The sequence below is a fragment of the Lacinutrix chionoecetis genome (assembly GCF_053604665.1).
Map to the genome: position 1 here is coordinate 308,530 of NZ_JBSHNQ010000087.1, position 24,838 is coordinate 333,367.

Genomic DNA, 24,838 nt, shown 5'->3' on the forward strand with positions numbered 1-24,838 from the left:
TATTATGTTAATGTTTTTTAATTTTTAATAATAGTACCGCATCCTTGCGCCACATTACATTGAACATTTTGTCCAATTGGTCCGCTTCCACAGTCAGTTGAACAATTACCCCCCATACAGTTGTTGGTTGTAGAAAAATCGAAATTCATAGATGATGATTGACTTAAAGAAAACCCACCAACTAGTTTATTTTCTGAGTTTTCAGAAACAGATTCAAAAGTAGAAATTCGAAATATTTTTGTTTTATTTTTCATTTTTTACTGATTTTAAATGTTTAATAATTTACTGTTGTATAACACCGCAACCTGCCACTGAGTTGCAGCTATCATTCGTTGGCCAATCTCCACAACCTTTTGTGCAATTACCTCCCATACAATTGTTACTGAGTGTATTCAAACTATCTATTTTACCATTTACACTATCAGAAAAACCGCCAATCATTTTATTCTCAGAAGTTTCAGTTATAGGTTCAAAACCTAAAAGATTAAATGATATTTTCGCACTATTTTTCATAATAAATTTTGGTTTTAAGTAAAAAAATATAAATACAAATATGATTACTCTTTTATAACACCACAACCCTTTACTGCGTTGCAATTTATGTTTTGCCCGCTTCCACAACCCTCTACACAATTACCTCCACTGCAGTTGTTACTAAGTGTTTCCAAGCTATCTCCTGACCCAGATAAACTTGTAGAAAATCCACCAATTAATTTGTTCTCTGAGTCTTCAGATATTGGCTCGAAATTTGAAATGTTGAATGATAGTTTAATTTTATTTCCCATGATGTTTTAAGATTTTTATTAATATAATTAGTATTTTAAATTGCGGAAAGTTGAAAATTTATTCACTTACCACACCACAACCTGTAACGGTATTACAGCCTATGTTTTTACCATCTCCACAACCCCAAGTACAATTACCCCCAAAACAATTATTGCTAATGGTATCTAAACTAACCTCTCCAGCACCTGATAGACTTAATGAAAACCCACCAACCAACATGTTTTCGGAATTTTCTGATATAGGTTCAAAATTTGATATTTTGAATGTTAAATTGATTTGATTTTTCATACTATTTAGGTATTTAAAAAATTAATATTCTCGCCAAATAAAATAGCGCAAACTAGAAAATTATAAATATTTTATTCTTGAATTACACCGCAACCATTTACGGAATTACACTTTATATTTTGACCTCCACCACAGTTGGTATCGCAGTTTCCTCCCATGCAATTATTGCTAATTGTATCCAAACTATCTGCTCCCCCAGTCATACTAGCAGAAAATCCACCAATTAGTTTATTTTCTGAATTTTCTGATATAGGTTCAAAATTCGAAATATTAAACACTATTTTTGCTTTATTTTTCATAATATTCTAAAATTTTGTTTGTTCTTTTGTTTTCTAACGGATGCTATTAATATTTTTTTGATATCACTTCTAACGTATTGAGTGAAAAATTAAACTTCAACTATTCGCTGATAACGCCACACCCTGCTACATCATTACAGCCAATATTTTGTCCAGATCCACAACGTGTAGCACAATTTCCACCCTCGCAGTTATTACTAATTGTTTCTAAACTATTTACTCCGCCTGTGAAACTAACAGAAAACCCACCAATCAACTTGTTTTCTGAATTCTCTGATATAGATTCAAAATTTGAAATGTCGAATGTCATTTTTATTTTATTTTCCATAATATTCTAAAATTTTGTTATTGATTATGTTAAATCACAACATAAAGCTAAAAAAATAAAAAGTAATTAACAATAAATTTTTAATATAATTACTAATCTAATAGCTTATTTATTTTTAATTTAAATAAGGATGCGCTTTATTTTCCACTAAAACAATAGTTGTTTTTGTTACAAGATGTATATCAATTCTGCAAATAAGACAGTAGCTATTTGATACAATTATTTCTTAGACACTAATCATTTTAATACTTTTATTAAGTAATTGAAGTTTTTTTAGACTTTAAACAAAATTAATTATTATTCATGTGTTAAAACATTTAGTTGATAACGTTTTAAATATTTATAAGAAAATAATTAATTTTATATACTTAATTCTAAAATGATGTTTTTATATTTATTAAAAATAAAACTAATACCTACAAATGGATTTAAATTATAAGCTTTCTAAGCGACAAATTATTCTGCCCATTTTATTAATCCTTTCAATTACCTCACTGTTTTCTCAGAATGTTATAGAAGGTTTAGTACTGAATTCTAATGAAAAACCTCTTCCCTTCAGTACTGTTCATGTTCTAAATACCGATAAAACAACTATACTTAAATCAGATTCCTCTGATAGTCTTGGGGCATTTAAAATATCACTTGATACTATATCTTCAGATGAAAATATGTTCATATTCGCAAGGTATTTAGGTGAAATATCGGATACTTTGAATGTTGTTATGAATAAACCTATTAAGCTAATTATAAAAAATAGCGGTGCAATTAGTCTTTCCGAAGTAACTATTAATGCGGAAAAACCAACACTTATTTCGAAATCAGATAGATTTATTTATACTCCAAATGAAGCCTTAAAAGAAGGGCTTTCAGTTATAGAATTGTTAAAAATAACCCCTTTAATCAATTTTGATTCTAAAAGCGAGACACTATCGATAATAAATAAAGAAAACACTTTAATAATAATTAACGGTCGAAAGTCTAATTTACCAAAAGAAATGATTGCTTCTCTTTTAAGAGCTACTCCTGCTAAAAATATTAAAAATATTGAGATTATAACAAATCCTGGTAGCGAATATGCTGCAAATACTACAGGGGGGGTTTTAAATATTAACCTAAAAAGAAATTTAGATGAAGGTTTTCTTGCAAATTTAAGATTAACAAGAGAACAAGCTGATATATACAATACTACAATATTAAATGGCTCACTTAACTACAGAAAAGGAAAGATAGGTATACGTGTTTCACCCTTTATTAATAAAAGTTTTAATTACAATTCAACCGAAAATGCGATAATAAATTCAAATACTCAAAGCGAAACAACAAATGGTGAATATGAGAGAAAATATTTTGTTTTAGGTGGAGGCTTAGGTGTGGATTATGATATTGATGATCAAAATTTACTTAGTTTTAATGGTTTTATATCCCAAGTTGATGGTGATAGTAATCAAAGTAATCTTACTAATTATAGACCTGTAAATAACGCAGTAGTTGACTCTTCATATTCCTCGCCAATTGATGGAGAGGATTATTATATATATAATTTTGGAAATGCTTTCTATGAACACAAATATGATACTATAGGAAAAAGAAAACTCACGATTAATATTGATTATAATCAATTTAGAAAAGATAATACCGATATTGGATCTTTTAATCGTGTGCTTCCTGTTGAGTCAAACCCAAACGATCGTTCATATAAAAATATTTTCCCTCAAGACTTTTTTAATATTTCTGGAAGTGTAGATTATGCATCTAAAATAAACGATACAACTTCAATAAGTTTTGGGACGCAAGCAAGTACAACCAATTTTGAAAATGATTTGTTTTATTTTACTTCAACTGATTCAGGATTTGAATTAGACTCAAATTTATCAAACACCTATATTTATAAAGAGAATTATTTAGCTGGATATGTAAGTTATTATAAAACATTTAGTAAAAAACTTAATGCAACTTTTGGAATGAGAGTTGAAGGAACTAATTATTTAAGTGAAAATAAGACTATTGGTCAAAAAATTGACTCTAGTTATGTGAACTTGTTTCCTAATATTTCACTAGCGTACACCATAAAAGAAAAAAAAATAATTTCATTAGCTCTTTCTAAAAAGATAAAACGACCTTCCATAGAATCATTATTGCCAGGAAGAACATATATCAATCCAAATTATTTTTTGGAAAACAATCCTTTTTTACAACCCATAATTTATTATAATGCTGATGCTATGTATGCAATAAATTATAAGTATTATATTTCTGCTGGGTTTAGCTATATGGATAATCAATCTGATAAATTTATAATTCCAGTAATCGAAAATGGTGAGGTACTTCAAAAAAATACGAATATAAATTACGGAAATTCAACAAAAACTTATTTGCAATTTTACACGAGACAAAATTGGTTCAAGGAATTCTGGGAAATGAATTTTTCAAGCAACCTTAATTTTTTAAGTTTTAAAGATGAAACAAATAATTTGTCGCAATCGAAAATTAATAATATTAATTACAATTTTAATGTTAACAACGTGTTTTATTTATCAAAAAATAAAGGCTTATTGGCATTTACAATTTTTAGATATAACAGTCCTATTGAAAATGTTGCATTTGAGAGAGAAAATGCCCTTTTCAAAACTGACATAGGATTAAAAAAGACATATGATAATTTTTCTGCAACTCTTTATATCAGCGATATATTTAATACTTATGGAGAATCCAGAATACGATACAGAAGTAATTTAGTACAGTTGTCTAATCAACAAATAAGAAATGAGTTTACTCAATCTATTTCATTAAGTTTAAATTACAGTTTTGGAAATTCTAAACTGAGAAAAATTAAAAACAAGAAAATTGCCAATGATGAACTAAAGAGTAGGCTTTAATTTTTTTGCATAATCTACTGCTCAAGTTTTACTCATATCCTCTAATCTGAGAGTCTATTAACTTTAAATCTAAATAATTAAATGAATAACGATAAATCTCTAAATCTTAATGATGATTTTAAAGTAATTTCTACTAAACTAATTCAAGCTTTAGGTAATGTAGAGAAATTTGGAGCAAGAAAAAATTATTCATTAGATATTGATTGTTCACAACTTAAAAATTGGAACGAAATAGACATTAAAAATTCTAAAGAATTTGCAAAAGATTTTGAAGAAATAAGCGACTTAATAGGACCAATATTGTATTGGTTTGAGATTGTCTCTGACACTACTAATGACACTTGTTTAAATGCCATATCTGAATATAAAAGAATGAAAAATTCAAGATCTATGCCTTCAATTCGAAAAAGTCTATTTAAAGAGTCTAAAGCTCTTTATCTTGGAATGACTAAATCGAAATTTTCTAAATGTATAGTCCAACATTTAGGATATAATTCAAAAATTGATGCACAAGGATTGCAATTATTTCATTGGGCTAAACCATTAAATTTAAAACTTCGACTTCATGCTTATTTATTTGATATAGATATGGAGGATTTAGTTTCGATTATAGAACTAAAACTATCAAGAAAGTTAAGACCGATTACTAGTGAAAATTTTTAATAAATTTAATAAAAGATTGATATGAATAAGTTTCACTTTAAGTCCTACACAAAATTGTGATGTATATGTTGAATAGATTCAATAAACAATAGAAAAATATTTTTTTTAAATTAATAGTTAATATACTATATTTTAATGCCAATTATTTAATTATAATATTTAAGCGGATCAAGCTAACTCTTTGATAATCAAATACAATTCGTTCGATAGTGTCATACGATGGGGAGCAAGTTATAAATCCGGTACAATTTTGTATCGGATTTTTTTTGTTTAATGATGTGTGGATTTTTTAGAGAAAATTTCTAACACAAAAAAGTATGATAGAGCGTTCTAATCATTATTAAATTATTTACTAAAAAATAAAATAAGTAATTCTTAATCAGTTCTTTCAAATTTTCGAATACAGGTTATGAGAAAAATAGTTACTTTTCACGTAGTAAAAATGAATATATACAAATTCTAATTACAGAAACATCATACGACTTAGATTAACAATATGAAATCCAATATCAATAAATACCACATAGTTTCTATCCTTTTATTATTTTTTAGTTGCAATCTTGACATTGCTAAAAACAATGAAGAATCTGAAAGAAAAAAGGCTGAATTAATCGTAAATGTTTTTTACAAGAACATAAGTGATTTTGACTACGATAAAAATGAAAATCTATTGAGTACAGGTTTTAAAAAAAATGTAGATATTAATGCTTTCAATAAAGCATTTGATTTCTATAATGAGAGATTAGGAAACTATGAGTCTAAAGAATTGTATAAATGGTCGACAGAAAGATCAGCTTTAGAAAATGAATGGAATGTAACTTTAATATATTTTGTTACTTATACCAAAAGTAAATCTTTCGAGAAATTTGATTTGGTTAAAGAAGGAGAAAAAATTTATATAAATAATTATGTAATTAATTCTAAGGCTTTGGAGACTATACCTTCTGAATAAATTTCCTTATTTACTAAAATAATAAAATTAGAGATAGTTGTGAAGTTTCATAAATAAAGGGCTTAAATAAAACAGCTATTTTTCAAATTTTAGACCTTTTTTATGACACCCATATAAACTCAAGAAATTCTTTAATAATTTCAGATGTTTTAAATTGAAGAACTGATCTTTTACTATTTCTGACCTCTAGCAGATCTATAGCATTAATGAGGTTTGAATTAGGTTCAAACTCAATTATTATTTTTTGACTTTTATGTCTAATATAGTTACCCCAAAAAGGTATTTTTTTGAGATTTATATTTTTATCGATAGAGTTAGTATTTAAATCTAAGTACATATCATTGGTCTGATATATTTCTTTTCCATTTAAAATAATTGTTTCCATGTTAATGGAAATTATTCCTATTTTTTTCTTTTTAATAAAAAACAGAGAAATAATTATTGTTGAAGAAAATGTTATTAAAATTAAAGTTAGAAGTAAATAGAAAATTATGTTCAGCTGAATATTAAACACAGTCGTTAACCATAATAACACGCTAGAGAATAGAAAAACAATTAACGAAATAATTTGTATTGGCTTTAATTTTCGTTGTATAGAACATTCGAGCACGTTAAATCTGTAATTAATCATCATCTAAAAAATGAGCTTTTTTAATTTTAATGGCAATTTACTACATGAAAATACAGCATTTAGATAAAAGTCATAAAATTTAATATAAGAATTCGTCTCCTATCTCCAAGTTTACGGACACTTCGATTATTCTTAGTTTTGGAGCGGATGAGAGTTGTGGTATCAGGTTATTAAAGTATTACAGTAAGATTTTTAATCATTACTGTTTTTTCAACTGCATCAACATTTCTTTAGTAATTGCTTCTAGATCGTAACTATGTTTCCAGTTCCATTGCTCGCGAGCTTCAGTATCGTCTATACTTTTTGGCCAGGAATCTGCAATTTGTTGTCTAAAATCTGGAGAATAGGTTATTTTAAAATCAGGTAAGTATTTTCTAATTGAAGCCGCAATATCTTCTGGAGTAAAAGAAATACCTGCCAAGTTGTACGATGACCTTATTTTAATAGCATCGGTATCTGCACTCATAATATCTATAGTGGCTTTAATGGCATCGTCCATATACAACATGGGTAGTGCGGTGTTTTTAGATAAAAAACAGTCGTAATTATTATGTTTTAGTGCTTCATGGTATATTTCAACAGCATAATCTGTGGTGCCTCCACCAGGTAATGTTTTCCAGCTAATAATTCCAGGATAGCGTATAGAACGTACATCTACGCCATATTTTTGATTATAATACTCACACCAACGCTCACCAACTTGTTTCGTAATACCGTAAACGGTTGTGGGTTCCATAGTAGTATATTGTGGTGTATTCTCTTTTGGTGTGGAAGGCCCAAAAACCGCAATACTACTTGGCCAGAATACCTTTTTAATAAACTTAGCCTTTGCTAAATCTAACACATGAAATAGAGAATTCATATTAAGTTCCCAGGCTTTCATTGGGTATTTTTCACCTGTCGCACTTAGCATGGCAGCCATTAAATAAACAGTATCAATTTTATGCTTGTCTACACATACTTTAACAGATTTGTAATCCATAGCATCAACAATTTCAAAAATTCCCGAATTTACAAGTTCAACATTATTATAGCTTATATCGCTGGCAATAACATTGTCATGACCATGAATTTCTCTTAATTTATAAGTAAGTTCAGAGCCAATTTGTCCACAAGCTCCAATAATTAAAATTTTTGATGACATAGAATTAAAATATAATAGAGTTTCAAAAATAGTAAGATTAAAAAGAACTTATTGTTAAAAAGCGAATTTAATATACCATGGTCTTTTTTATGATATTCCTAAGAATATAAATACTTGAATACAATATATTTGTATTATTAAAGATGAAATATTCTATGAAATACTTAAACATCCTTATTGTTTTATTAGTTCTTTTTAATTGTAAAAATGAAGGAAATAGTACAGATGAAATCAATAACAATGCAGTAGACTCTACCAGAATCACCAAGGAAGATATCTCAAAAATTAACTATATAGATTACGGTATAGATAGTAAGGCAAAAAAGACCTTAGATTCTTGGGAAGCTTACAATACAGTATTTAGAGCTATTGAGGCTGTTAAAGAGGGTGACTTTAATTATTTTAAAGCAGACGATGAGGTTTTTAACACCACCCTTAAGGATTTAGAAACAACAATACCCTTCACTATAAATAGCGAGCCAATTAAAGCCAGACTTCTTATTTTAAAAACAAAACTCTTAAAATTTAGAGAAGCGGTAAGTTTAAACACCATTAGTAAAAGAGAAAGACTCATTGCTATTAAAGAGCTTTTGCAATCCTTTTCTTATGTTACGCTCCAGATAAATAAGAAATTTGAAAAAGAAGCACAAAACATAATAAAACCAGATTCGTTATGAGAATTCTATTAGCATTATTAGTAAGTTGTTTTTTAATAAGTTGTAAAACTGAAGTTAAAGTAGAAACTGAAAACACTACAACTGTTTCTAAAGAAGATATTAAGAAAGCTGCTAATACCACTTTAAATCAATGGCATAAAGCTGCTGCCGAAGCAAATTTCGACAACTATTTTAATTTAATGACCAATGATGGTGTTTTTATAGGAACCGATGCCACCGAAAATTGGCAAAATGAAGCGTTTAGAACCTTTTCAAAACCTTATTTCGACAAAGGCAAAGCCTGGAGTTTTACAGCGGTAGAAAGGCATATTTATGTTTATGACGATAACAAATTAGCATGGTTTGACGAGTTATTAGATACCCAAATGAAACTTTGCAGAGGCTCAGGCGTTTTAAAACTTGAAAATAACCAATGGAAAGTAGCACACTACGTTTTGTCTATTGCTATACCCAATGAAAATGTATCTGAGGTTGTAAAGATGAAATCAGATTTTGATAGTTTGCTTACTAATAAGCTTAAAATCAAGGACGAAAGGTAGATTTTTACCGATTAAAAGTGTTAAAATTTCTCCAATTTGGTTTAAAACACTTACTTTTACAGTCCTAAAAAAACTAACATGAAAAATTTAGCTCCAATAATCTGCTTTCTGCTTTTCTCTTATGTTCATGCGCAATACGTTGAAAACGCACCTTGGATGGAGAGTATAAATGTTGAAGCGAGGTCTAAAACAGATAATCCGGTAAAGTTTAAAGAAGTAGTAAACGCCTTTAATACTTATTGGGAAACCAGAAACCCAAATGTAAAAGGAAGTGGATACAAACCTTTTAAACGTTGGGAAAACTACTGGAAGAATTTTGTAAAAGCAGACGGTACGTTACCAAATGCTCAAGAACTTTGGAATACTTATCTATCAACAAAAAATAGTGCTGCGTCTAAAAATTTTATGACGGACGAAAGCAACTGGGTTCCTGTCGGACCTTTTACTCACACCAACACAGGCTCATGGTCTTCTGGTCAAGGTCGAGTAAACGTCATTGTTAAAAATGAAGCAGTAGCAGGAACGTATTATGCTGGAGCACCAGCAGGTGGATTTTGGATTTCTACAGATAATGGATTGACCTGGAATACGCATACAGACAATTTACCACAAATAGGCGTTTCTGGTATTGCCGTAGATTATGTTAATCCTGGAACAATTTATATAGCAACGGGTGATGACGATGGTGGAGATGCCCAAGCTATTGGAGTCCTCAAATCTACCGATGGAGGAATAACATGGAATACCACAGGTTTAAATGCAGGAAATACGCCAACGAGTTTAAACGATATTTATGTAAGCCCAACCAATGCGAATATCGTTTGGGTGGCCACAAATAGTGGCGTGTATAAGTCAACCGACGCAGGAGTGAGCTGGAATAATACAAATGGTACACAAGGACAAAACATTAGAGATATTAAAGTTAATCCTCAGGACAACGCTATTGTTTATGCTGCCTCTTCAAATCGATTTTATAAATCAACAGACCATGGTGATACTTTTAGTATTATTTCTTCTGGATTACCATCTGCCTCGCAAATTTCAAGATTAGCAATAGATGTGTCACCAGCAAATCCAGATATGGTTTATGTGTTAGCTTCAGATAATGGTTATGGTTTTTTAGGTATTTATAGATCTACAGATTCAGGTAACACCTTTTCTACAGTAGCAACACCAGCATCGGTTGGCGATATTTTTGAATCTACACAAAGTTGGTTCGATATGGCTTTTGCCGTGTCAGACACCAATGCAGACGAAATTTATACTGGAGTTTTAAATGTTTGGAAAGGCAACGTGGATGGCACTGGCCAAGCCTCATTTACAAAAATTAATAACTGGAGTGCTCCATTTAGCTCAACATACACTCACGCAGATATTCATTTTATCAGATTTTTTGATGGTGAAATGCTTGTGGGTTCAGATGGTGGTTTTTACAAATCTAATAATGCAGCTGTAAGTTTTACAGATCTTACTGCTGGAATGCAAATTAGCCAGTTTTATCGTATTTCGGTTTCAAAACAGTCTTCTAATAAAATGGTTGGCGGTTTACAAGATAATGGTGGTCATGCATTTAATAATAATACATGGCAAAATTATTACGGAGCCGATGGTATGGACACAGCAATAGATCCGGCAAATTCTAATATTTATTACGGTTTTATTCAAAGTGGAGGCAACTTATATATTTCTAGTACTGCAGGAAATGGTATTAGTAGCAGCGTGGGAAGTCCGGAATCTGGAAATTGGATTACACCATTGTTTATGAATAGTGATAGCGAATTATACGCTGGATACAACTCGGTATACAGATTAGAAAATAGTGCTTGGGTACAAGTGTCACAAAACTTTGGTTCGCGAATAGATGTTTTAGAAATAGACGATTTCAACCCAGATAATATGTATGTTGGTATTAATGGAGCGTTAAGAAAAAGTACCGATAGAGGGATTACATTTTCTTTAGCCGAAAATTTTGCAGGTAATATTACATCAATTGAAGTAAACACAGCAGATAGTAACATCGTTTACGTTACCACTTCGGGAACAAACGGTCAGGTTTTTAAATCTACAGATGGAGGTTTAAACTTCACATCTATTTCTAATGGCTTACCAAATGTTACTAAGAATATTATTAAGCATCAAAATTTGCATTCTAAAAATCCATTGTTTTTAGGAACCAGTTTGGGTGTTTATCGTTACGATGACGATACATTAGTGTGGGAGTTGTTTAATAACGACTTACCTAATGTAACCGTTACAGATATAGAAATTAATATCTTCGATAACAAAATTACAGCAGCTACTTATGGACGAGGCGTTTGGCAATCTGTAATTCCAACAGAATTAGCACCAACAGATTTAAAGTTGGTTACCCTTTCAGGAATTGGTACTGCCATAGAATGTAATGCGAGTATTACGCCACAGGTAGAAATTAGTAATAATGGTTTGAGTACAATTACATCCGCAGATATAACCTATACAGTAGATGGTGTAGACACCGTTTTTAACTGGACAGGAACTTTAGCATCAGAAGCAAGTACAACGGTTACCCTTCCGCAAATTAATTTAGCTAAAGGAACGCATACGTTTAAAGCTTCGGTTAATACTACAAACGATGCTTATAGTATTAATAATACTTCAGAAACCAAAACCATACTTGCCAACGCTTTAGCAACTGTTGAGGTTGTAAATACTTTTGAAACTGTTGACGACGCATTATTAGTTTCAGACGAAGGTGGTACAACCCAATATTGGCAAAGAGGCATACCAAGTGGAGCTGTGTTAAATGACACTACAAACCCTTCGAACCAAGTATATGGTACAAATTTAGTGGGCGAATATGGTAATAATATTAAAAGCTATTTGGTTACCGAGTGTTACGATTTAACATCGCTTACAAGTCCTATCATAGAGTTTGATATGGCTTATCAATTAGAAACAAATTGGGATGTAGTTTACATGGAATATTCTACAGATCAAGGTTTAAACTGGACTGTTTTAGGGACAGCTCAAGATCCTAATTGGTACAATAGCGATACTGTACCAGGAAATAATTGTTACAATTGCCCAGGTGCGCAATGGACTGGCCAGAATTTAAACTTATCCACTTACAGTTACGATCTTTCGGCATTTACTGCAGAAACTGCAATGATGTTTAGATTTGTTTTTCAAAGCGATCAATCGGTAACCGAAGAAGGTGCAATAATTGATAACTTAGTGGTTACTCAAAATGCATTAAGTGTAGAAGAATTTAATATTGATGGATTTGCGGTTTATCCTAATCCTTCAAATGGACTATTTAATATTAAAACCAAAACACCACAAACATTTAATTTCGATATTTACGATGTTACTGGGAAATTAATTCTTCAGCAAAAAAATATAAAAACCACTAACAATCAACATAAAATAAATATTAGCGAATATGCTTCGGGTGTTTATTTTTTAAACATCTATAACAAAAACAGTAAATTGACTAAAAAGCTGATGCTTAGATAGGTGAAATATTTTCTACTTCTTAAAAAGCGTGTTCAAAACCTGAATACGCTTTTTTTGTTAAATGAAATGGTTACATAAAAATATCTATGTAAATTACATGCTTAAAATCAATTAATAGAACCAAAAAATGAAAACTAATTTTAAAACATGGCCTTTATTGGGTGTTTTTGCATTACTAAGTAGTGTTGCTTGTAAAGAAGAACCAAAAGAAGATATTGTTAAACTTGAGGAAACACCAGGAATCAATTTAGATTTTATGGATACTAATGTCAAACCAAACGACGATTTCTTTAAATACGTTAATGGTAAATGGCTGGAAACTAACGACATTCCAGACGATAGATCGACTTGGGGAAGTTTCCAGGAATTAAGAAAAAAAACCGATGCTGATGCATTAAGCATACTTGAAGCGGCAACATCCGATAATAAGGACATGGAGAAAATCCAGGTTCTTCCAGGATCGGATCAGGAAAAAGCTGTGCATTACTTTCAAACAATAATGGATACGGTTGGAAGAAACGAGCAAGGTTTAAAACCTTTAGAGCCTTATTTAGCAAAAATAGCGGCTATAAATTCTATAGAAGATTTACAGGCATACATGATAGAAATGGAGCCAAAAGGTGGAGGTGGACTTTACGGTATTGGTGTTGGTGCAGATCCAAAAGATAGTAACAGAAATGTAGCTTATGTTGGTGGTGGTAGCACAGGGTTACCAGATAGAGACTACTATATTAAAGATGACGAAGATTCTAAAGAAAAAAGAGCTAAATACAAAGAACACATTGCAAGAATGTTACAATACTTAGGTGATACAGAAACCGAAGCTATAGCGCAAGCCGATAGAATTTTAGCTTTCGAAACACGTATTGCTGAAAGTAAAATGGATAAAGTAGATAGACGTGATGCACGTAAAAGATATAATCCAAGATCTATTGAAGATCTGCAGAAAATGGTGCCAACAGTTGACTGGAGAAATTTCTTAAACGGTATTGGTGTTAAAAAGTTAGACACTGTAATTGTTGGGGATTTAGGATACTTTAATCGCCTACAGGAAATTTTAAAAGAGGGGAATGTTGAAGATTGGAAAGCCTATTTAAGATGGGATGCACTTAATGGAGCCGCAGGTCGTTTATCTACAGAATTAGATAAAGCAAACTGGGAGTTTTATGGTAAAACGTTAAATGGAGATAAAAAACAACGTCCTTTAGACGAGCGTGCTTTAGGAAGCTTAAACGGTACAATTGGTGAGGCCTTAGGAAAACTATATGTAGATAAAATGTTTCCACCAGAAGCTAAGGCGAAAGCAGAAAAAATGATTCAGAATGTAATTTTGGCTTTTGAAAACAGAATCAATGACCTAGAGTGGATGAGCCCAGAAACGAAGCAAAAAGCCATAGAAAAACTTAAAGCCACACAAATAAAAATAGCGTATCCAGACCAATGGAAAGATTATTCTGCCTTAGAAATTAAAAGTACAGAAGAAGGCGGTTCTTATCTTCAAAATTCTTTAAATGCAAGTGCTTGGAATTTTAAAAAGGATATCGATAAATTAGGAAAACCAGTAGACAAAAGCGAATGGTATATGGCACCACAAGTTGTTAATGCTTACTTTAATCCTGCTTACAACGAAATTGTATTTCCAGCAGCCATTTTACAACCACCATTTTATAACTATACAGCAGACGATGCTGTAAATTATGGAGGTATTGGTGCAGTAATTGGTCATGAAATTTCACATAGTTTTGATGATTCTGGAGCACGTTATGACAAAGATGGTAACTTAAACGATTGGTGGACTGCAGAAGACTTAAAAGAATTTGAAAGTTTGGGCGCGGCTTTAGCAGCACAATATGATGCTATTGAAGTACTACCAGACGTAAAAATTAATGGAAAATTTACTTTAGGCGAGAACATTGGTGATTTAGGTGGTGTTTTAGCCGCTTACGATGCGTTACAATTAAGCTTTAAAGAAAACGGAAGACCAGAAAATATAGATGGCTTTACACCAGAACAACGTTTCTTTATGAGCTGGGCAACCGTTTGGAGAACTAAAATGCGTGACGATGCATTAAAGACAAGAATTAAAACCGATCCGCATTCTCCAGGAATGAATAGAGCGGTACAACCTCTTCTAAATATCGATGCGTTTTACGAAGCGTTCGATATAAAGGAAGGCGATAAAATGTACATTGCACCAGAAGACCGTGTAAGAATCTGGTAATATTTAAATAGAAAATAGTAACAAGCCTCGTTTTTTTAGAACGAGGCTTTTTTTTTAACACCATTGTAAGGTTAAACCCTTGATTTAAAAGTAAGAAAATTTGAGCTGTGTTAATGCTTTAGGTTAAATGACTAAAAATGAGTAACTTTAGTTGGGTAAAAAATAAAACAAAAAAACTATGGGAATTAAAAGTTTTCAAGGCGCACGAAAGGTGACGCAACAAAATAACAGCAATAATCAGGGAGATTTTAGGGTAAGTGATTTTATGACTCGTGATCTTATTACTTTTACACCTGAGCAGACGGTGGATGAGGTGATACAATCCCTTATAAAAAATAAAATTTCTGGTGGTCCAGTAGTTAACAGTAATAATGAATTGGTTGGAATAATTTCCGAAGGCGATTGTTTAAAGGATATTAGCGAAAGTCGTTACCACAATTTACCCATGGAGCAACACAAAGTGGAGCAAAGAATGGTAAAAAATGTGGAAACTATTGATGGCAATATGAATGTTTTTGACGCTGCCAATAAGTTTTTAGATACAAAAATAAGAAGGTTTCCAATCGTGGAAAATGGAAAATTAGTAGGACAAATAAGCCAGAAAGATATCTTAAAAGCAGCACTGGATTTAAAAGGACAAAACTGGAGATAGGTCTATTACTTTCGTTTTACTAAAGCATAAAAATCATTTTCTAAAGGTAAATAACCTTGGTCGTATACAAAATAATATATGGTTCCGGCTTTTGTGGTGTAAATACTTGTAAAATAATTAAAATCAAAACCCTTTGTTACTAATTTCGTTTTGGTGGTTTTGGTTTTTTGGTCTGGATTTAAACTTTCTAAAATCCGCCAGTTTTTACGCAAGCGGTTATTAATATTTCTAATTAAGTTTTTGCCGTCTTTGTTGACTTTGTTGTTGTGAGCATTACGGCAACCATCGCTACAGAATTTTTTATCTATTCTACCAACTATTTTATCTCCACATTCTGGACATTTTTTATTCATAATAACTTGTTTTTAATGGTGTACCAACGTAAGTTCACTTGTTCTTGCTCGAAAAAAAAGTCTTCAACATAATGTAAACCTATTTTTAATAATGCATTATGCGATGCTTGATTTCCTATTTCTGTTGTGCCATATAATTCTGGTAACCTCATGGTATTAAAAGCATATGCTACCGCTGCTTTTCCCGATTCTGTTGCGTAGCCTTTATTCCAAAAACGTTCTATTAAACGGTAACCTACATCGTAATATTTGGTAAAACCATTCATATTATATTCTGTATTTAAGCGTATTCCAGACCAACCTATAAAGGTTCCACTTTCTTTTTCTATAACTGCAAATCTTCCAATACCTCGTTCATTATATTGTTGTAAAACGCTTTCAATAGTTTTTTTAGCTTCATCTTTTGTTTTAATAGGTTTGTTGCCCAAATACCTGTGCACGTTCGGGTTGGAATCTAATTCGAACATGCCTTCTAAATCGGTGTCTCGCATGTCGCGAAGTAATAATCTTTCGGTTTCTATATTAAAGGTCATTGTTTATTGAGTTATTCCTTAATGGATTGAGAAACTAAATCGTCTATTAAAGTATTCATATTTAAAACAGAAGCAGCATAATCACAATTAATTTGTATAGCTGCAGCTACTTCTATTTTAGGATAATAAATAAATAGAGAATTAAATCCTGGCATAAAACCAGAATGACCATAAGCAGTCCCATATTTTGTATCATAAATAAAAGTTCCCATACCATAATTATTTTTGCCTTCTGCATGCTCACCATGCGCATTTACTGTAGTGATTTGTTGCAATGTGCTATCTAAAAATAAACGGCCTTCGTAATATATTTTCGCCCATTTTGCTAAGTTGGATGTAGTAGATGCCATGCCTCCTCCAGTCCATTCTAACTGCGGATTAAAACAATATTTACCATCTGTAACAGTTTTATTAGATACTTGAAATACAGGTGGCATTTTCGAATAGCCAACAGCTAAATTAGGTATTTCGCGTTGTACAGAAGGGTAGGTTTGTTTTAGGTTATAGGGTACAATTAATTGGTTTTGTACCAAAACATAATAATCTTTAGCTGTAATTTTTTCAATAAGCATACCTATTAATATATAATTGGTATCCGAATAGGCATACGCTTTACCAGCTTTGTGCAAAGGTTCGGTATTAAATATAACAGATAAGCGCTCTTTATAGTTCCAAACTTTATCTGGATTATTATGCAAGGCTTTCCATATCTCTGGTCTTAAAACGTAGCGAGGCAATCCAGAGGTGTGTTGTAGCAACATCTTAATTGTAATAGCGTCTATGTTGGGTAATTGAGATAACCAATCTATCTCTGGAAAATAGGAAATAAAAGTTTTATTTAAATCAATTTTTCCAGACTCAATTAATGGCATTAATACGGCTACAGCATAAGTTTTACCAATACTGCCGGAAAAAAAAGTGTGATTATTATTTAATTTTATCTTGTTTTCAACGTCTGAAAAACCTCTTGTGTAACTTTCTGTTTTTCCATTTTTATAAATAATTGAATAGCTTAAACCAGGAATGTTTTTGTTTTTTAAAACACTATCTATAGTGCTATTAACTACTTGGTTTGCCGTCTCATTAGCTACAGTATGGGTTTTACAGCCAACTATAAGTAATAATAAAAGGAGGGTTACGTATTTCATTAAAAGTGTGTATAAAGATGCCATTAAAGATACAATTTATTCGTTTACAAACGACTACAAATGTTTACAATCGACATTAAATGTGTAAATACCGAATAACATTTGGGCGCTGTCTCATCTTTGCAGTGTTGAATGGAACTAATGAAATTCGATGTAATAAAAAACTTATCTTATGAATACGTTAAGAAACAAAGTACAGTTAATTGGAAACTTAGGAAACGATCCAGAAATCGTTAATTTAGAATCGGGTAAGATGCTTGCTAAATTCTCTATCGCTACAAACGAAAGCTACAAAAATGCACAAGGAGAAAAAATCACAGATACGCAATGGCATAATGTTGTGGCTTGGGGAAAAACCGCAGAAATTGTAGAAAAGTATATAACTAAAGGAAAAGAAGTTGCCATAGAAGGCAAACTTACTACCAGAACCTGGGAAGATAAAGATGGCATGAAACGTTACATGACAGAGGTTGTTTGTAACGAGTTGTTAATGTTGGGCGCTAAATAAGGCACTTACAGAACAAGTATTGAAAAGGCTCACATTCGTGAGCCTTTTTCCGCTATTAATCAATTGTTAGAACAAGTTCTCAGGGAAGAATCTACGCTCTAACGTAACCAGGAAATGAGAAACCACCTCATTTCCAATACAAAGATATAAGAGTTATAGGGTTGTTTTAAAGTTTATGTAATAGGTGGTTGCTTTTGTGTAACGAATGGTTTACTATATCGATGTAGTTAAAGAGACGTGTGGTTTTAGACTTTAGAAATAGCGCTATAATAATCTTTAAACGAGTTAGTTAGGAGTTAAACCAACCGTTATAGCAATTAAAACACTAAAACTTAAAATTATTTTATTTTAAGAAAGCGATGCAACTGGTCTTGTCTTCTCTTGGCTATGGGTAATTCTTCTTCGTTTTCCATAACACAGTAATTACCTCCGGCTTTGTTAATACTTGTTACTTTTGTGAGATTTACAAGGTAACTATTATGAATTCTAAAAAACGTATTGGCATCTAACATGGTTTCATATTCTCCAAGATTTTTTGTAGCCACAATTTGCTTTTTGTCTTTTAGATTAAAAATGGAGTAACGACCTTCGGACTTGATATAAATAATATCATCTACTTTAACAAAATCTATCTTTTCTGTAGATGGAATTGCAATTACATTAAGAGGAGTATTGTTATTGGTAACCGATTTGTAGAGGTTTTGCACTTTGTGTCTTTCGGTAAAATTGTCGTTCTCAATATCTTTAGTCGCTCTTTTTACGGCCTGAATAAGGTTATCTATTTCAATGGGTTTTAAAATATAATCTACCGCATTGTATTTAAACGCCTTAATGGCGTACTCGTCAAATGCAGTTACAAATATTATTTTAGTTTGTGTGAAGGAGACCTCTTCCAATAAATCGAAACCAGTACCTTGATCAAGCATGATATCCAGAAAAAGTAGTTGTGGCTCAAGTTTATTAATTAATTTAACACCCTCTGTGCGAGTAACTGCCTTTCCTATTATATTAACTTCCGGACAATATTGATTTAAAAAATGGACAAGAAGATCGACATTATTTATCTCGTCGTCAATTATTATTGCGTTAACTTTTTTCATAGAAAATGCTACATAGTACTCTAAGTTAAGCAAAATTAATTGAAAAGTATTTTATTATTTAGAATCTAAATGTTCTTTAAGCGGAATTCTTAGCACAACTTTAGTACCAAGCGCATTGTTTTTAGAGTCTTCAAGGTCTGTAATTTTCCAAGTAATTTTTTCATGCATTGTTGCATTAGAAATAGCAATACGTTCATTCATAATATGCGTGGACCAGGATTTGTGTGTACTTGCTTTTTCAACTTTTTCCTTTTGCGAATTTTTTCGTCCTATTCCGCTATCTATAACAATTCCTATAAGATAAGTGCCTTCGAGTTTGAACTCTATATCTAAGCAAAGATTTTCTTTTTTTGGTGTTAAACCATGTAAAATAGCATTTTCTATTACAGGTTGAAAAAGCATACATGGAATACAATAATTATCGATATCTAAATCAGGGTCTACCGTAAAGTTTATTTTTATTCTGTTATTTAACCTCAGGTTTTCTAATTCTAAATAAGATTTTAAATAACTAATTTCTTTTTTTAAGATAATGTACTCGGCATTACTCATATCTAAGGTAATACGTAATAGTTTTGAAAAAGCACTAAAGTATTTGTTAGCCTCTCGCTCTCCTTTTAAAATCATGACACTTTGCATACCATTTAGGGTATTGAAGATAAAATGAGGATTCATTTGTGCGCGTAAAGCTTTTGCTTCTAATTGCTGGATTTTATTTTTTTGCTCGTAGGTTTTTTTTAGATATTCTCGACGATTTTTATTTCTTAAAATGATAAACATAAAAACCACAATGATATTTAAGGCTATAAACCATCCCTTTTTATAAAATATCTGATTAATTTTTATATCGTATCGTAGCATGTTTGTTTGGTTTCCGTTTGATGAAAAACCACGGACATCTAAAGTGTAGTCTCCAGGATTTACACCTCTAAGCTCAATTTTAGAAAAATTGCCTAAATCAATCCATTCTTCTGAAAGTTCATTAATACGATATTGATAAACATTATTTTCGGCATTAAAAATGTCGTTAATGCTAAAGCTTAAAGTTAAATAGTTTTGTAGATAAGGTATATTGAAGCTGCAAACATTCTCTGGGTTGTCTAACAATGTTATAACATTCACATTTTTTTGTTTCTCCTTATCGTAAATTTGATAGTCGGTTAGCTTAATTTTATAAACTTTGTTTTTATTGGAAATCTCTTCAGGATTAAAACTGGTTATACCATTTAAACCGCCAAAATATAACAATCCGTTAGAAGCTTTGCAGGCAGATGTAATGTTGAATTCGTTGTGCGTTAAACCATCAGTATTATAATAGGTTTGTACATTTTGCGTGGCTTTATTAAGCTTAATAAGACCGTTAAAAGTACTTATCCAGAAATTATCCTTATCCTCTAACACACCTGCAATATTGGCATTGGTAAAGCCATTGATAGCATTATAATTTTTATATTCAAGTGTTTTGGGATTAAAATTTTGCAACCCATTTCTTGTGCCAAGCCATATTGAATTTTTGGTGTCTTCGTAAATAACTTTAATAATATTATCAATTAAAGGCAAATCTTTACTGGAAGTATTATAAGTTTTTATCGCTTTTGTGTCAATATTCTGTTTAATTAAGTTGTGTTTTCCAGAGTTTGAAATCCAAAGAGTTTTTTTATCTTGAGTAAGTGTAACACAATGTATTGTTTCGTTCGTTAAATCAATATTAGAACTTAAAACACTTTCATTTTTAAATAATTTTGTATCAAAATTAAAAGAATAAAGACCCTTATTGGTAGCTAGTAATAAGCTGTTGTTGGTCACTAATTTTGCATCGATTATATTAATGGATACATTGGGTATTTTATGAGTTGTAAACGTACCGTTTATAGGATTAAAGGCAATTAAAGAATTATGATAGCCATAAAACCAAAAGGTTTTATCATCTTGATTGTAAAAATTGTAAGATAAATTTTTTACTTGCTGGTAGATTTTTTTGTTTTTGATATTAGTAACCTCTGCAAAAGATTCATCGTTATGAGATTTTTTAAATATCCCTTGATAAGTAAAAACATAAAAATCACCATTTTTGGTTTCGGTTATACCACGACAGCTTATATTTTTGTCATTTAAATGTTTTTTAAAACCAACATCGTTATATCTTATTTTATGTAAACCGTCTTCTGTGTGTAACCAAAAGTAACCATTAACATCGTACGTTACATTGGTTATATTGTGTTTAAAATTTATTACATCTTTTTCTACAAGCTCAAAAGAACTGTCTGTACTTTTTATTTTAAGTAACAAAAAGTCTTTTTCGTTTGTGGCTATAATATTAATAGCGTTATTAAAATTATTACTAAATTGATTAGGAATAAATTGAATATTAGGAAACGGATTCTCAACGATGTGGCTATCTATCTCATCTACATATTTATAGTTAAAAAACGTGTTTTTATATTTGTAAGTTCCTGAAGTATTTGTTGTAAAAACAGATCCGTTTGGGACAATAATTGAAGCAAAAGTTTGTGCTTTAATCTTATCTTTATGTATTACGCGTCCTTGTCCGTTTTTAAACAATATCCATTTATTATGTTGGTGTATTAATATTGAATTATCATTAAAAACGCGTTTAATTTTTGCTCGGGATTTTTGAAGAATCGAAGTATCAAGAACACTAAAATCACTATCCTCTAATTTATAGGGAATAAGCTGGTTATAGGTAGTGTAACAAAAAATGTACTCTTTGTCTGTGGCCAGCCAGATATTACCCAAACTGTCTTCGGCAATATCTGTAAAAAGTACTCGGTTTTCTGTATTAGGATAGTTGGTTTCAATCCACCGGGAAGTAGTGGTTTTTAAATCTAAAATGTTAATACCTTTTTCTGTAGCTGTCCACAATTTGTTTTTACTACTTTTTAAAATACTAAAACCATTTAAAACTTGATCGTATTTGTTTTTGTCGAAGGCATATTCAAAGAAAAAATTCTTGCCATTTCCCATTTCCTTTACAATGCCATTACGAGTAGAGTACCATAAAAAACCATCATCGTCGAGATATAATTTTTTTTGCAGGTAAACGCTAAAGTTATTGTTGTTAACCTTAATCATGCTAACATCGTAATCTTGGGCATGCGCAAAAATAAAAAAGAAGATACCCTGCAAAACAATAACAAACTTTAAAAATGCCTTTGCAGCTTTATATGTAGTTTTTTTTGGCAAGGTTTAAAATTAATGGTTAGTGGTTATTAAAACTAAAACAATTAAAATTACGAAAAGTAGTTCATGTAATAAGTGGTAGATATAGGGAATAGACGGTAAAATGTTATTTATTCACGCTATTTTTTTAGTATCATGTAAACAGGAAAATGATCGCTGTATCCACCCTTGTAACGTTTTCCAACATAAGTTCTGTAGGGACTACCTTTATATTTGCCGTCATTTTCTTTTAAAAAATCTTCATCAAAAATATCGGCATCTTCATAGCGCAACGCGTTTTTTTTACGTTCGAAAAAATTATGTGTAATTAAAAATTGGTCGAACAAATTCCAGTTTAGGTTGTGGCTTGTTGTGCCTCGAACTTGAGATAATAAGGTTTTCATTGGATTAAACAAACCATGACTTCGTTCTAATGCTTTAATGCTTTCGCTGGCTGGATCGTCGTTAAAATCACCCATTACAATAACTTTGGCTACAGGATTTTTTTCTTTTAGTTCGTGTATTATCTCGGTTACTTTTTGCGAGGCTTTCATACGCTTGTAAGCTGTTTCAATGTCTCCTGTACGCCTGGAAGGCCAATGGTTTACAATTAGGTGCAGTTCTAATCCTTCAAATAAACCACTTACTAATAAAATATCTCTTGTTAAATCTACTATTCCTAAATCGTCTATAAGCTCCAAATTATAAGATTTTGAATAAGCAACTTTAAAAATAGAGTCATCATATAAAAGCGCAACATCAATACCTCGCTCGTCTGGGGAATTATAGTGCACAAATTTGTAATTAAAATCTTTAAGATGTTTAGAACTTACTAAATCTTCTAAAACCGCTTCGTTTTCTACTTCAGCCAAACCCACAATAGCGGGATGTCTACTTACATCTTTTTTACCAATATTAGCAATAACATAGCCTATTTTTCTAAGCTTATTTTTATAGCGTTTTACGGTCCAGCGTTTTTCAGCGGTAGGTATAAGGTCGTCATCGCGAGTGAGTTCGTCGTTATAAATATCGAAAAGGTTTTCAATATTATAAAAAGCAATGGCATATCTTTTAACTTTTGGTTTAAAGAGGTTTAATTTCAATTTTTTGGTTTTGATTGAGTTAAAAATAGCAAATTTTATCTGCTTTCAATTGTTTAACTTTGTACTTTAAAATTATATATGTTAGAAAAGAAAGATATAGACTTAGAAAGTGCGGTACTAATTGGTGTCGTTACCAAGAATCAAGACGAGGACAAGTCTAAAGAATACTTAGACGAGTTAGAGTTTTTAACCTACACAGCAGGAGGTGAGGTTAAAAAACGGTTTACCCAGAAAATGGAAATGCCAAATCCCAAAACGTACATTGGGACTGGCAAAATGGAGGAAGTAAGACAGTTTATTCAGGATAACGATATTGGTACTGCTATATTTGATGACGAGCTGTCAGCGTCGCAAGAGCGAAATATTAGTAAAATCTTAGAATGTAAAGTGCTGGATAGAACTAATTTAATTCTCGATATTTTTGCACAACGTGCACAAACAAGTTATGCAAGAACACAAGTAGAATTGGCACAATGCGAATATTTGTTACCACGTTTAAAGGGTATGTGGACACACCTTGAAAGACAAAAAGGTGGTATTGGTATGCGTGGACCTGGTGAAACAGAGATTGAAACAGATAGACGTATTGTAAGAGACAGAATTTCGTTATTAAAAGATAAAATTAAGGTAATAGACAAACAAATGTCTGTGCAACGTGGTAATCGTGGTAAAATGGTGCGTGTGGCATTAGTAGGTTACACAAACGTTGGTAAATCTACATTAATGAATACCATTAGTAAAAGTGAAGTGTTTGCCGAAAACAAACTCTTTGCAACTTTGGATACTACAGTAAGAAAGGTGGTTATTAAGAATCTTCCATTTCTGTTAAGCGATACTGTTGGATTTATTAGAAAACTTCCAACACAGTTGGTAGATAGCTTTAAAAGTACTTTAGACGAGGTACGTGAAGCCGATTTACTTTTACATGTTGTTGATATCTCTCATCCCAATTTTGAAGACCACATAGAATCTGTAAACAAAGTGTTAGGAGAAATTGATAGCAGCAATAAGCCAACTATTATGGTATTCAATAAAATTGATGCTTACAAAGCCAAACCTTTTGACGATACCGATTTAATTACCGAGCGTACCGAAGAACATTACACACTTGCAGAGTGGAAAAAAACTTGGATGAACCGTGTTGGTGAGGATAATGCGCTTTTTATTTCGGCATTAAACAAAAAGAATTTAGAAGAGTTTAAAAAACGAGTTTATAATGAGGTTAGAGACATTCATATAACCCGTTTCCCTTATAATCATTTTCTTTATCCAGATTACGATTATGCAAATATGGGGGAAGAAGAATAGTTTTAATAAATTATTTTCATACTAATAATTTCTAAGTTTTTGCGTTACTCTTAC

The 24,838-nt window shown here is 31.3% G+C and carries 24 protein-coding genes; 10 read left to right on the forward strand and 14 right to left on the reverse strand.

Going from position 1 to position 24,838, the window contains the following annotated elements; translation table 11 throughout:
* Positions 1-17: 17 nt before the first annotated feature.
* The 6 genes from ACVC43_RS16315 to ACVC43_RS16340 all read right to left on the reverse strand — a co-directional run bounded on the left by ACVC43_RS16315 (position 18) and on the right by ACVC43_RS16340 (position 1,683).
* The gene (locus tag ACVC43_RS16315) at positions 18-254 is read right to left on the reverse strand and encodes a hypothetical protein (protein ID WP_452225609.1); all 237 of its coding nucleotides are present in this window, start codon (positions 252-254) and stop codon (positions 18-20) included.
* A gap of 28 nt (positions 255-282) precedes the next feature.
* Entirely contained in the window at positions 283-513 is a 231-nt protein-coding gene (locus ACVC43_RS16320; RefSeq protein WP_452225610.1) for a hypothetical protein, read from the reverse strand.
* Between the two features lie 44 nt (positions 514-557).
* Positions 558-785: a hypothetical protein gene (locus tag ACVC43_RS16325; protein WP_452225611.1), complete on the reverse strand. Its 228-nt coding sequence runs from the start codon at positions 783-785 to the stop codon at positions 558-560.
* A 58-nt stretch (positions 786-843) separates the two neighbouring features.
* Positions 844-1,074, reverse strand: a complete 231-nt coding sequence (locus ACVC43_RS16330; RefSeq protein WP_452225612.1) for a hypothetical protein — start codon at positions 1,072-1,074, stop codon at positions 844-846.
* Between the two features lie 71 nt (positions 1,075-1,145).
* Complete coding sequence (locus tag ACVC43_RS16335) at positions 1,146-1,373, reverse strand: hypothetical protein (RefSeq protein WP_452225613.1); 228 nt, start codon at positions 1,371-1,373, stop codon at positions 1,146-1,148.
* Between the two features lie 100 nt (positions 1,374-1,473).
* Entirely contained in the window at positions 1,474-1,683 is a 210-nt protein-coding gene (locus ACVC43_RS16340) for a hypothetical protein (protein WP_452225614.1), read from the reverse strand.
* 440 nt (positions 1,684-2,123) lie between these two features.
* Here ACVC43_RS16340 and ACVC43_RS16345 point away from each other — a divergent pair, with 440 nt between their 5' ends.
* From ACVC43_RS16345 to ACVC43_RS16355, 3 genes are all read left to right on the forward strand, one after another.
* Positions 2,124-4,577: an outer membrane beta-barrel protein gene (locus ACVC43_RS16345; protein WP_452225615.1), complete on the forward strand. Its 2,454-nt coding sequence runs from the start codon at positions 2,124-2,126 to the stop codon at positions 4,575-4,577.
* A gap of 81 nt (positions 4,578-4,658) precedes the next feature.
* Positions 4,659-5,240: a hypothetical protein gene (locus ACVC43_RS16350; protein ID WP_452225616.1), complete on the forward strand. Its 582-nt coding sequence runs from the start codon at positions 4,659-4,661 to the stop codon at positions 5,238-5,240.
* Positions 5,241-5,736: 496 nt separating this feature from the next.
* Positions 5,737-6,192, forward strand: a complete 456-nt coding sequence (locus tag ACVC43_RS16355) for a hypothetical protein (protein WP_452225617.1) — start codon at positions 5,737-5,739, stop codon at positions 6,190-6,192.
* A 100-nt stretch (positions 6,193-6,292) separates the two neighbouring features.
* Here ACVC43_RS16355 and ACVC43_RS16360 read toward each other — a convergent pair whose 3' ends face one another.
* Both ACVC43_RS16360 and ACVC43_RS16365 read right to left on the reverse strand, forming a co-directional pair.
* Positions 6,293-6,577 carry a hypothetical protein gene (locus tag ACVC43_RS16360; RefSeq protein ID WP_452225618.1) on the reverse strand — a complete coding sequence of 95 codons (285 nt, stop codon included), beginning with the start codon at positions 6,575-6,577 and terminating at the stop codon, positions 6,293-6,295.
* A 445-nt stretch (positions 6,578-7,022) separates the two neighbouring features.
* A complete protein-coding gene (locus ACVC43_RS16365; RefSeq protein ID WP_452225619.1) occupies positions 7,023-7,967 on the reverse strand; it encodes an NAD-dependent epimerase/dehydratase family protein in 945 nt (314 codons plus the stop codon).
* 155 nt (positions 7,968-8,122) lie between these two features.
* On the opposite strand from ACVC43_RS16365, the gene ACVC43_RS16370 reads away from it, so the two are divergent.
* The 5 genes from ACVC43_RS16370 (at position 8,123) to ACVC43_RS16390 (ending at position 15,551) form a co-directional block, all read left to right on the forward strand.
* On the forward strand, positions 8,123-8,644 hold the full coding sequence (locus ACVC43_RS16370; RefSeq protein WP_452225620.1) for a hypothetical protein: 522 nt from the start codon (positions 8,123-8,125) through the stop codon (positions 8,642-8,644).
* Entirely contained in the window at positions 8,641-9,183 is a 543-nt protein-coding gene (locus tag ACVC43_RS16375; protein ID WP_452225621.1) for a nuclear transport factor 2 family protein, read from the forward strand. Before ACVC43_RS16370 ends, ACVC43_RS16375 begins: the two co-directional genes overlap by 4 nt.
* 78 nt (positions 9,184-9,261) lie before the next feature.
* Positions 9,262-12,678 (forward strand): VPS10 domain-containing protein, encoded by a 3,417-nt coding sequence (locus tag ACVC43_RS16380; protein ID WP_452225622.1) that lies wholly within the window; start codon positions 9,262-9,264, stop codon positions 12,676-12,678.
* 127 nt (positions 12,679-12,805) lie between these two features.
* Positions 12,806-14,899 (forward strand): M13 family metallopeptidase, encoded by a 2,094-nt coding sequence (locus ACVC43_RS16385; protein ID WP_452225623.1) that lies wholly within the window; start codon positions 12,806-12,808, stop codon positions 14,897-14,899.
* A 178-nt stretch (positions 14,900-15,077) separates the two neighbouring features.
* Positions 15,078-15,551, forward strand: coding sequence for a CBS domain-containing protein (locus ACVC43_RS16390; protein ID WP_452225624.1), 474 nt, complete (start codon positions 15,078-15,080; stop codon positions 15,549-15,551).
* 5 nt (positions 15,552-15,556) lie between these two features.
* On the opposite strand, the gene ACVC43_RS16395 is transcribed toward ACVC43_RS16390, so the two are convergent.
* From ACVC43_RS16395 to ACVC43_RS16405, 3 genes are read right to left on the reverse strand one after another with little or no spacing between them, the layout of a single operon-like run.
* On the reverse strand, positions 15,557-15,904 hold the full coding sequence (locus tag ACVC43_RS16395) for a hypothetical protein (protein ID WP_452225625.1): 348 nt from the start codon (positions 15,902-15,904) through the stop codon (positions 15,557-15,559).
* Positions 15,901-16,437 carry a GNAT family N-acetyltransferase gene (locus ACVC43_RS16400; protein WP_452225626.1) on the reverse strand — a complete coding sequence of 179 codons (537 nt, stop codon included), beginning with the start codon at positions 16,435-16,437 and terminating at the stop codon, positions 15,901-15,903. Before ACVC43_RS16400 ends, ACVC43_RS16395 begins: the two co-directional genes overlap by 4 nt.
* A gap of 11 nt (positions 16,438-16,448) precedes the next feature.
* Complete coding sequence (locus ACVC43_RS16405) at positions 16,449-17,609, reverse strand: serine hydrolase domain-containing protein (RefSeq protein WP_452225627.1); 1,161 nt, start codon at positions 17,607-17,609, stop codon at positions 16,449-16,451.
* Positions 17,610-17,757: 148 nt separating this feature from the next.
* Between ACVC43_RS16405 and ACVC43_RS16410 the strand changes: the two genes are divergently transcribed.
* The gene (locus ACVC43_RS16410; protein WP_452225628.1) at positions 17,758-18,093 is read left to right on the forward strand and encodes a single-stranded DNA-binding protein; all 336 of its coding nucleotides are present in this window, start codon (positions 17,758-17,760) and stop codon (positions 18,091-18,093) included.
* 338 nt (positions 18,094-18,431) lie between these two features.
* On the opposite strand, the gene ACVC43_RS16415 is transcribed toward ACVC43_RS16410, so the two are convergent.
* The 3 genes from ACVC43_RS16415 to ACVC43_RS16425 form a co-directional block, all read right to left on the reverse strand.
* Positions 18,432-19,193 (reverse strand): LytR/AlgR family response regulator transcription factor, encoded by a 762-nt coding sequence (locus ACVC43_RS16415; protein WP_452225629.1) that lies wholly within the window; start codon positions 19,191-19,193, stop codon positions 18,432-18,434.
* 54 nt (positions 19,194-19,247) lie between these two features.
* Entirely contained in the window at positions 19,248-22,397 is a 3,150-nt protein-coding gene (locus ACVC43_RS16420; RefSeq protein ID WP_452225630.1) for a histidine kinase, read from the reverse strand.
* A 116-nt stretch (positions 22,398-22,513) separates the two neighbouring features.
* The gene (locus tag ACVC43_RS16425; RefSeq protein WP_452225631.1) at positions 22,514-23,476 is read right to left on the reverse strand and encodes an endonuclease/exonuclease/phosphatase family protein; all 963 of its coding nucleotides are present in this window, start codon (positions 23,474-23,476) and stop codon (positions 22,514-22,516) included.
* 78 nt (positions 23,477-23,554) lie between these two features.
* On the opposite strand from ACVC43_RS16425, the gene hflX reads away from it, so the two are divergent.
* A complete protein-coding gene (gene hflX / locus ACVC43_RS16430; RefSeq protein ID WP_452225632.1) occupies positions 23,555-24,784 on the forward strand; it encodes a GTPase HflX in 1,230 nt (409 codons plus the stop codon).
* Positions 24,785-24,838: the final 54 nt, after the last annotated feature.

Bases quoted from the DNA above. Each gene is read 5' to 3' on its own strand.
- ACVC43_RS16315 (WP_452225609.1), bottom strand. From the start codon at position 254: ATGAAAAATAAAACAAAAATATTTCGAATTTCTACTTTTGAATCTGTT.
- ACVC43_RS16320 (WP_452225610.1), bottom strand. From the start codon at position 513: ATGAAAAATAGTGCGAAAATATCATTTAATCTTTTAGGTTTTGAACCT.
- ACVC43_RS16325 (WP_452225611.1), bottom strand. From the start codon at position 785: ATGGGAAATAAAATTAAACTATCATTCAACATTTCAAATTTCGAGCCA.
- ACVC43_RS16330 (WP_452225612.1), bottom strand. From the start codon at position 1,074: ATGAAAAATCAAATCAATTTAACATTCAAAATATCAAATTTTGAACCT.
- ACVC43_RS16335 (WP_452225613.1), bottom strand. From the start codon at position 1,373: ATGAAAAATAAAGCAAAAATAGTGTTTAATATTTCGAATTTTGAACCT.
- ACVC43_RS16340 (WP_452225614.1), bottom strand. From the start codon at position 1,683: ATGACATTCGACATTTCAAATTTTGAATCTATATCAGAGAATTCAGAA.
- ACVC43_RS16345 (WP_452225615.1), top strand. From the start codon at position 2,124: ATGGATTTAAATTATAAGCTTTCTAAGCGACAAATTATTCTGCCCATT.
- ACVC43_RS16350 (WP_452225616.1), top strand. From the start codon at position 4,659: ATGAATAACGATAAATCTCTAAATCTTAATGATGATTTTAAAGTAATT.
- ACVC43_RS16355 (WP_452225617.1), top strand. From the start codon at position 5,737: ATGAAATCCAATATCAATAAATACCACATAGTTTCTATCCTTTTATTA.
- ACVC43_RS16360 (WP_452225618.1), bottom strand. From the start codon at position 6,577: ATGGAAACAATTATTTTAAATGGAAAAGAAATATATCAGACCAATGAT.
- ACVC43_RS16365 (WP_452225619.1), bottom strand. From the start codon at position 7,967: ATGTCATCAAAAATTTTAATTATTGGAGCTTGTGGACAAATTGGCTCT.
- ACVC43_RS16370 (WP_452225620.1), top strand. From the start codon at position 8,123: ATGAAATACTTAAACATCCTTATTGTTTTATTAGTTCTTTTTAATTGT.
- ACVC43_RS16375 (WP_452225621.1), top strand. From the start codon at position 8,641: ATGAGAATTCTATTAGCATTATTAGTAAGTTGTTTTTTAATAAGTTGT.
- ACVC43_RS16380 (WP_452225622.1), top strand. From the start codon at position 9,262: ATGAAAAATTTAGCTCCAATAATCTGCTTTCTGCTTTTCTCTTATGTT.
- ACVC43_RS16385 (WP_452225623.1), top strand. From the start codon at position 12,806: ATGAAAACTAATTTTAAAACATGGCCTTTATTGGGTGTTTTTGCATTA.
- ACVC43_RS16390 (WP_452225624.1), top strand. From the start codon at position 15,078: ATGGGAATTAAAAGTTTTCAAGGCGCACGAAAGGTGACGCAACAAAAT.
- ACVC43_RS16395 (WP_452225625.1), bottom strand. From the start codon at position 15,904: ATGAATAAAAAATGTCCAGAATGTGGAGATAAAATAGTTGGTAGAATA.
- ACVC43_RS16400 (WP_452225626.1), bottom strand. From the start codon at position 16,437: ATGACCTTTAATATAGAAACCGAAAGATTATTACTTCGCGACATGCGA.
- ACVC43_RS16405 (WP_452225627.1), bottom strand. From the start codon at position 17,609: ATGGCATCTTTATACACACTTTTAATGAAATACGTAACCCTCCTTTTA.
- ACVC43_RS16410 (WP_452225628.1), top strand. From the start codon at position 17,758: ATGAATACGTTAAGAAACAAAGTACAGTTAATTGGAAACTTAGGAAAC.
- ACVC43_RS16415 (WP_452225629.1), bottom strand. From the start codon at position 19,193: ATGAAAAAAGTTAACGCAATAATAATTGACGACGAGATAAATAATGTC.
- hflX (WP_452225632.1), top strand. From the start codon at position 23,555: ATGTTAGAAAAGAAAGATATAGACTTAGAAAGTGCGGTACTAATTGGT.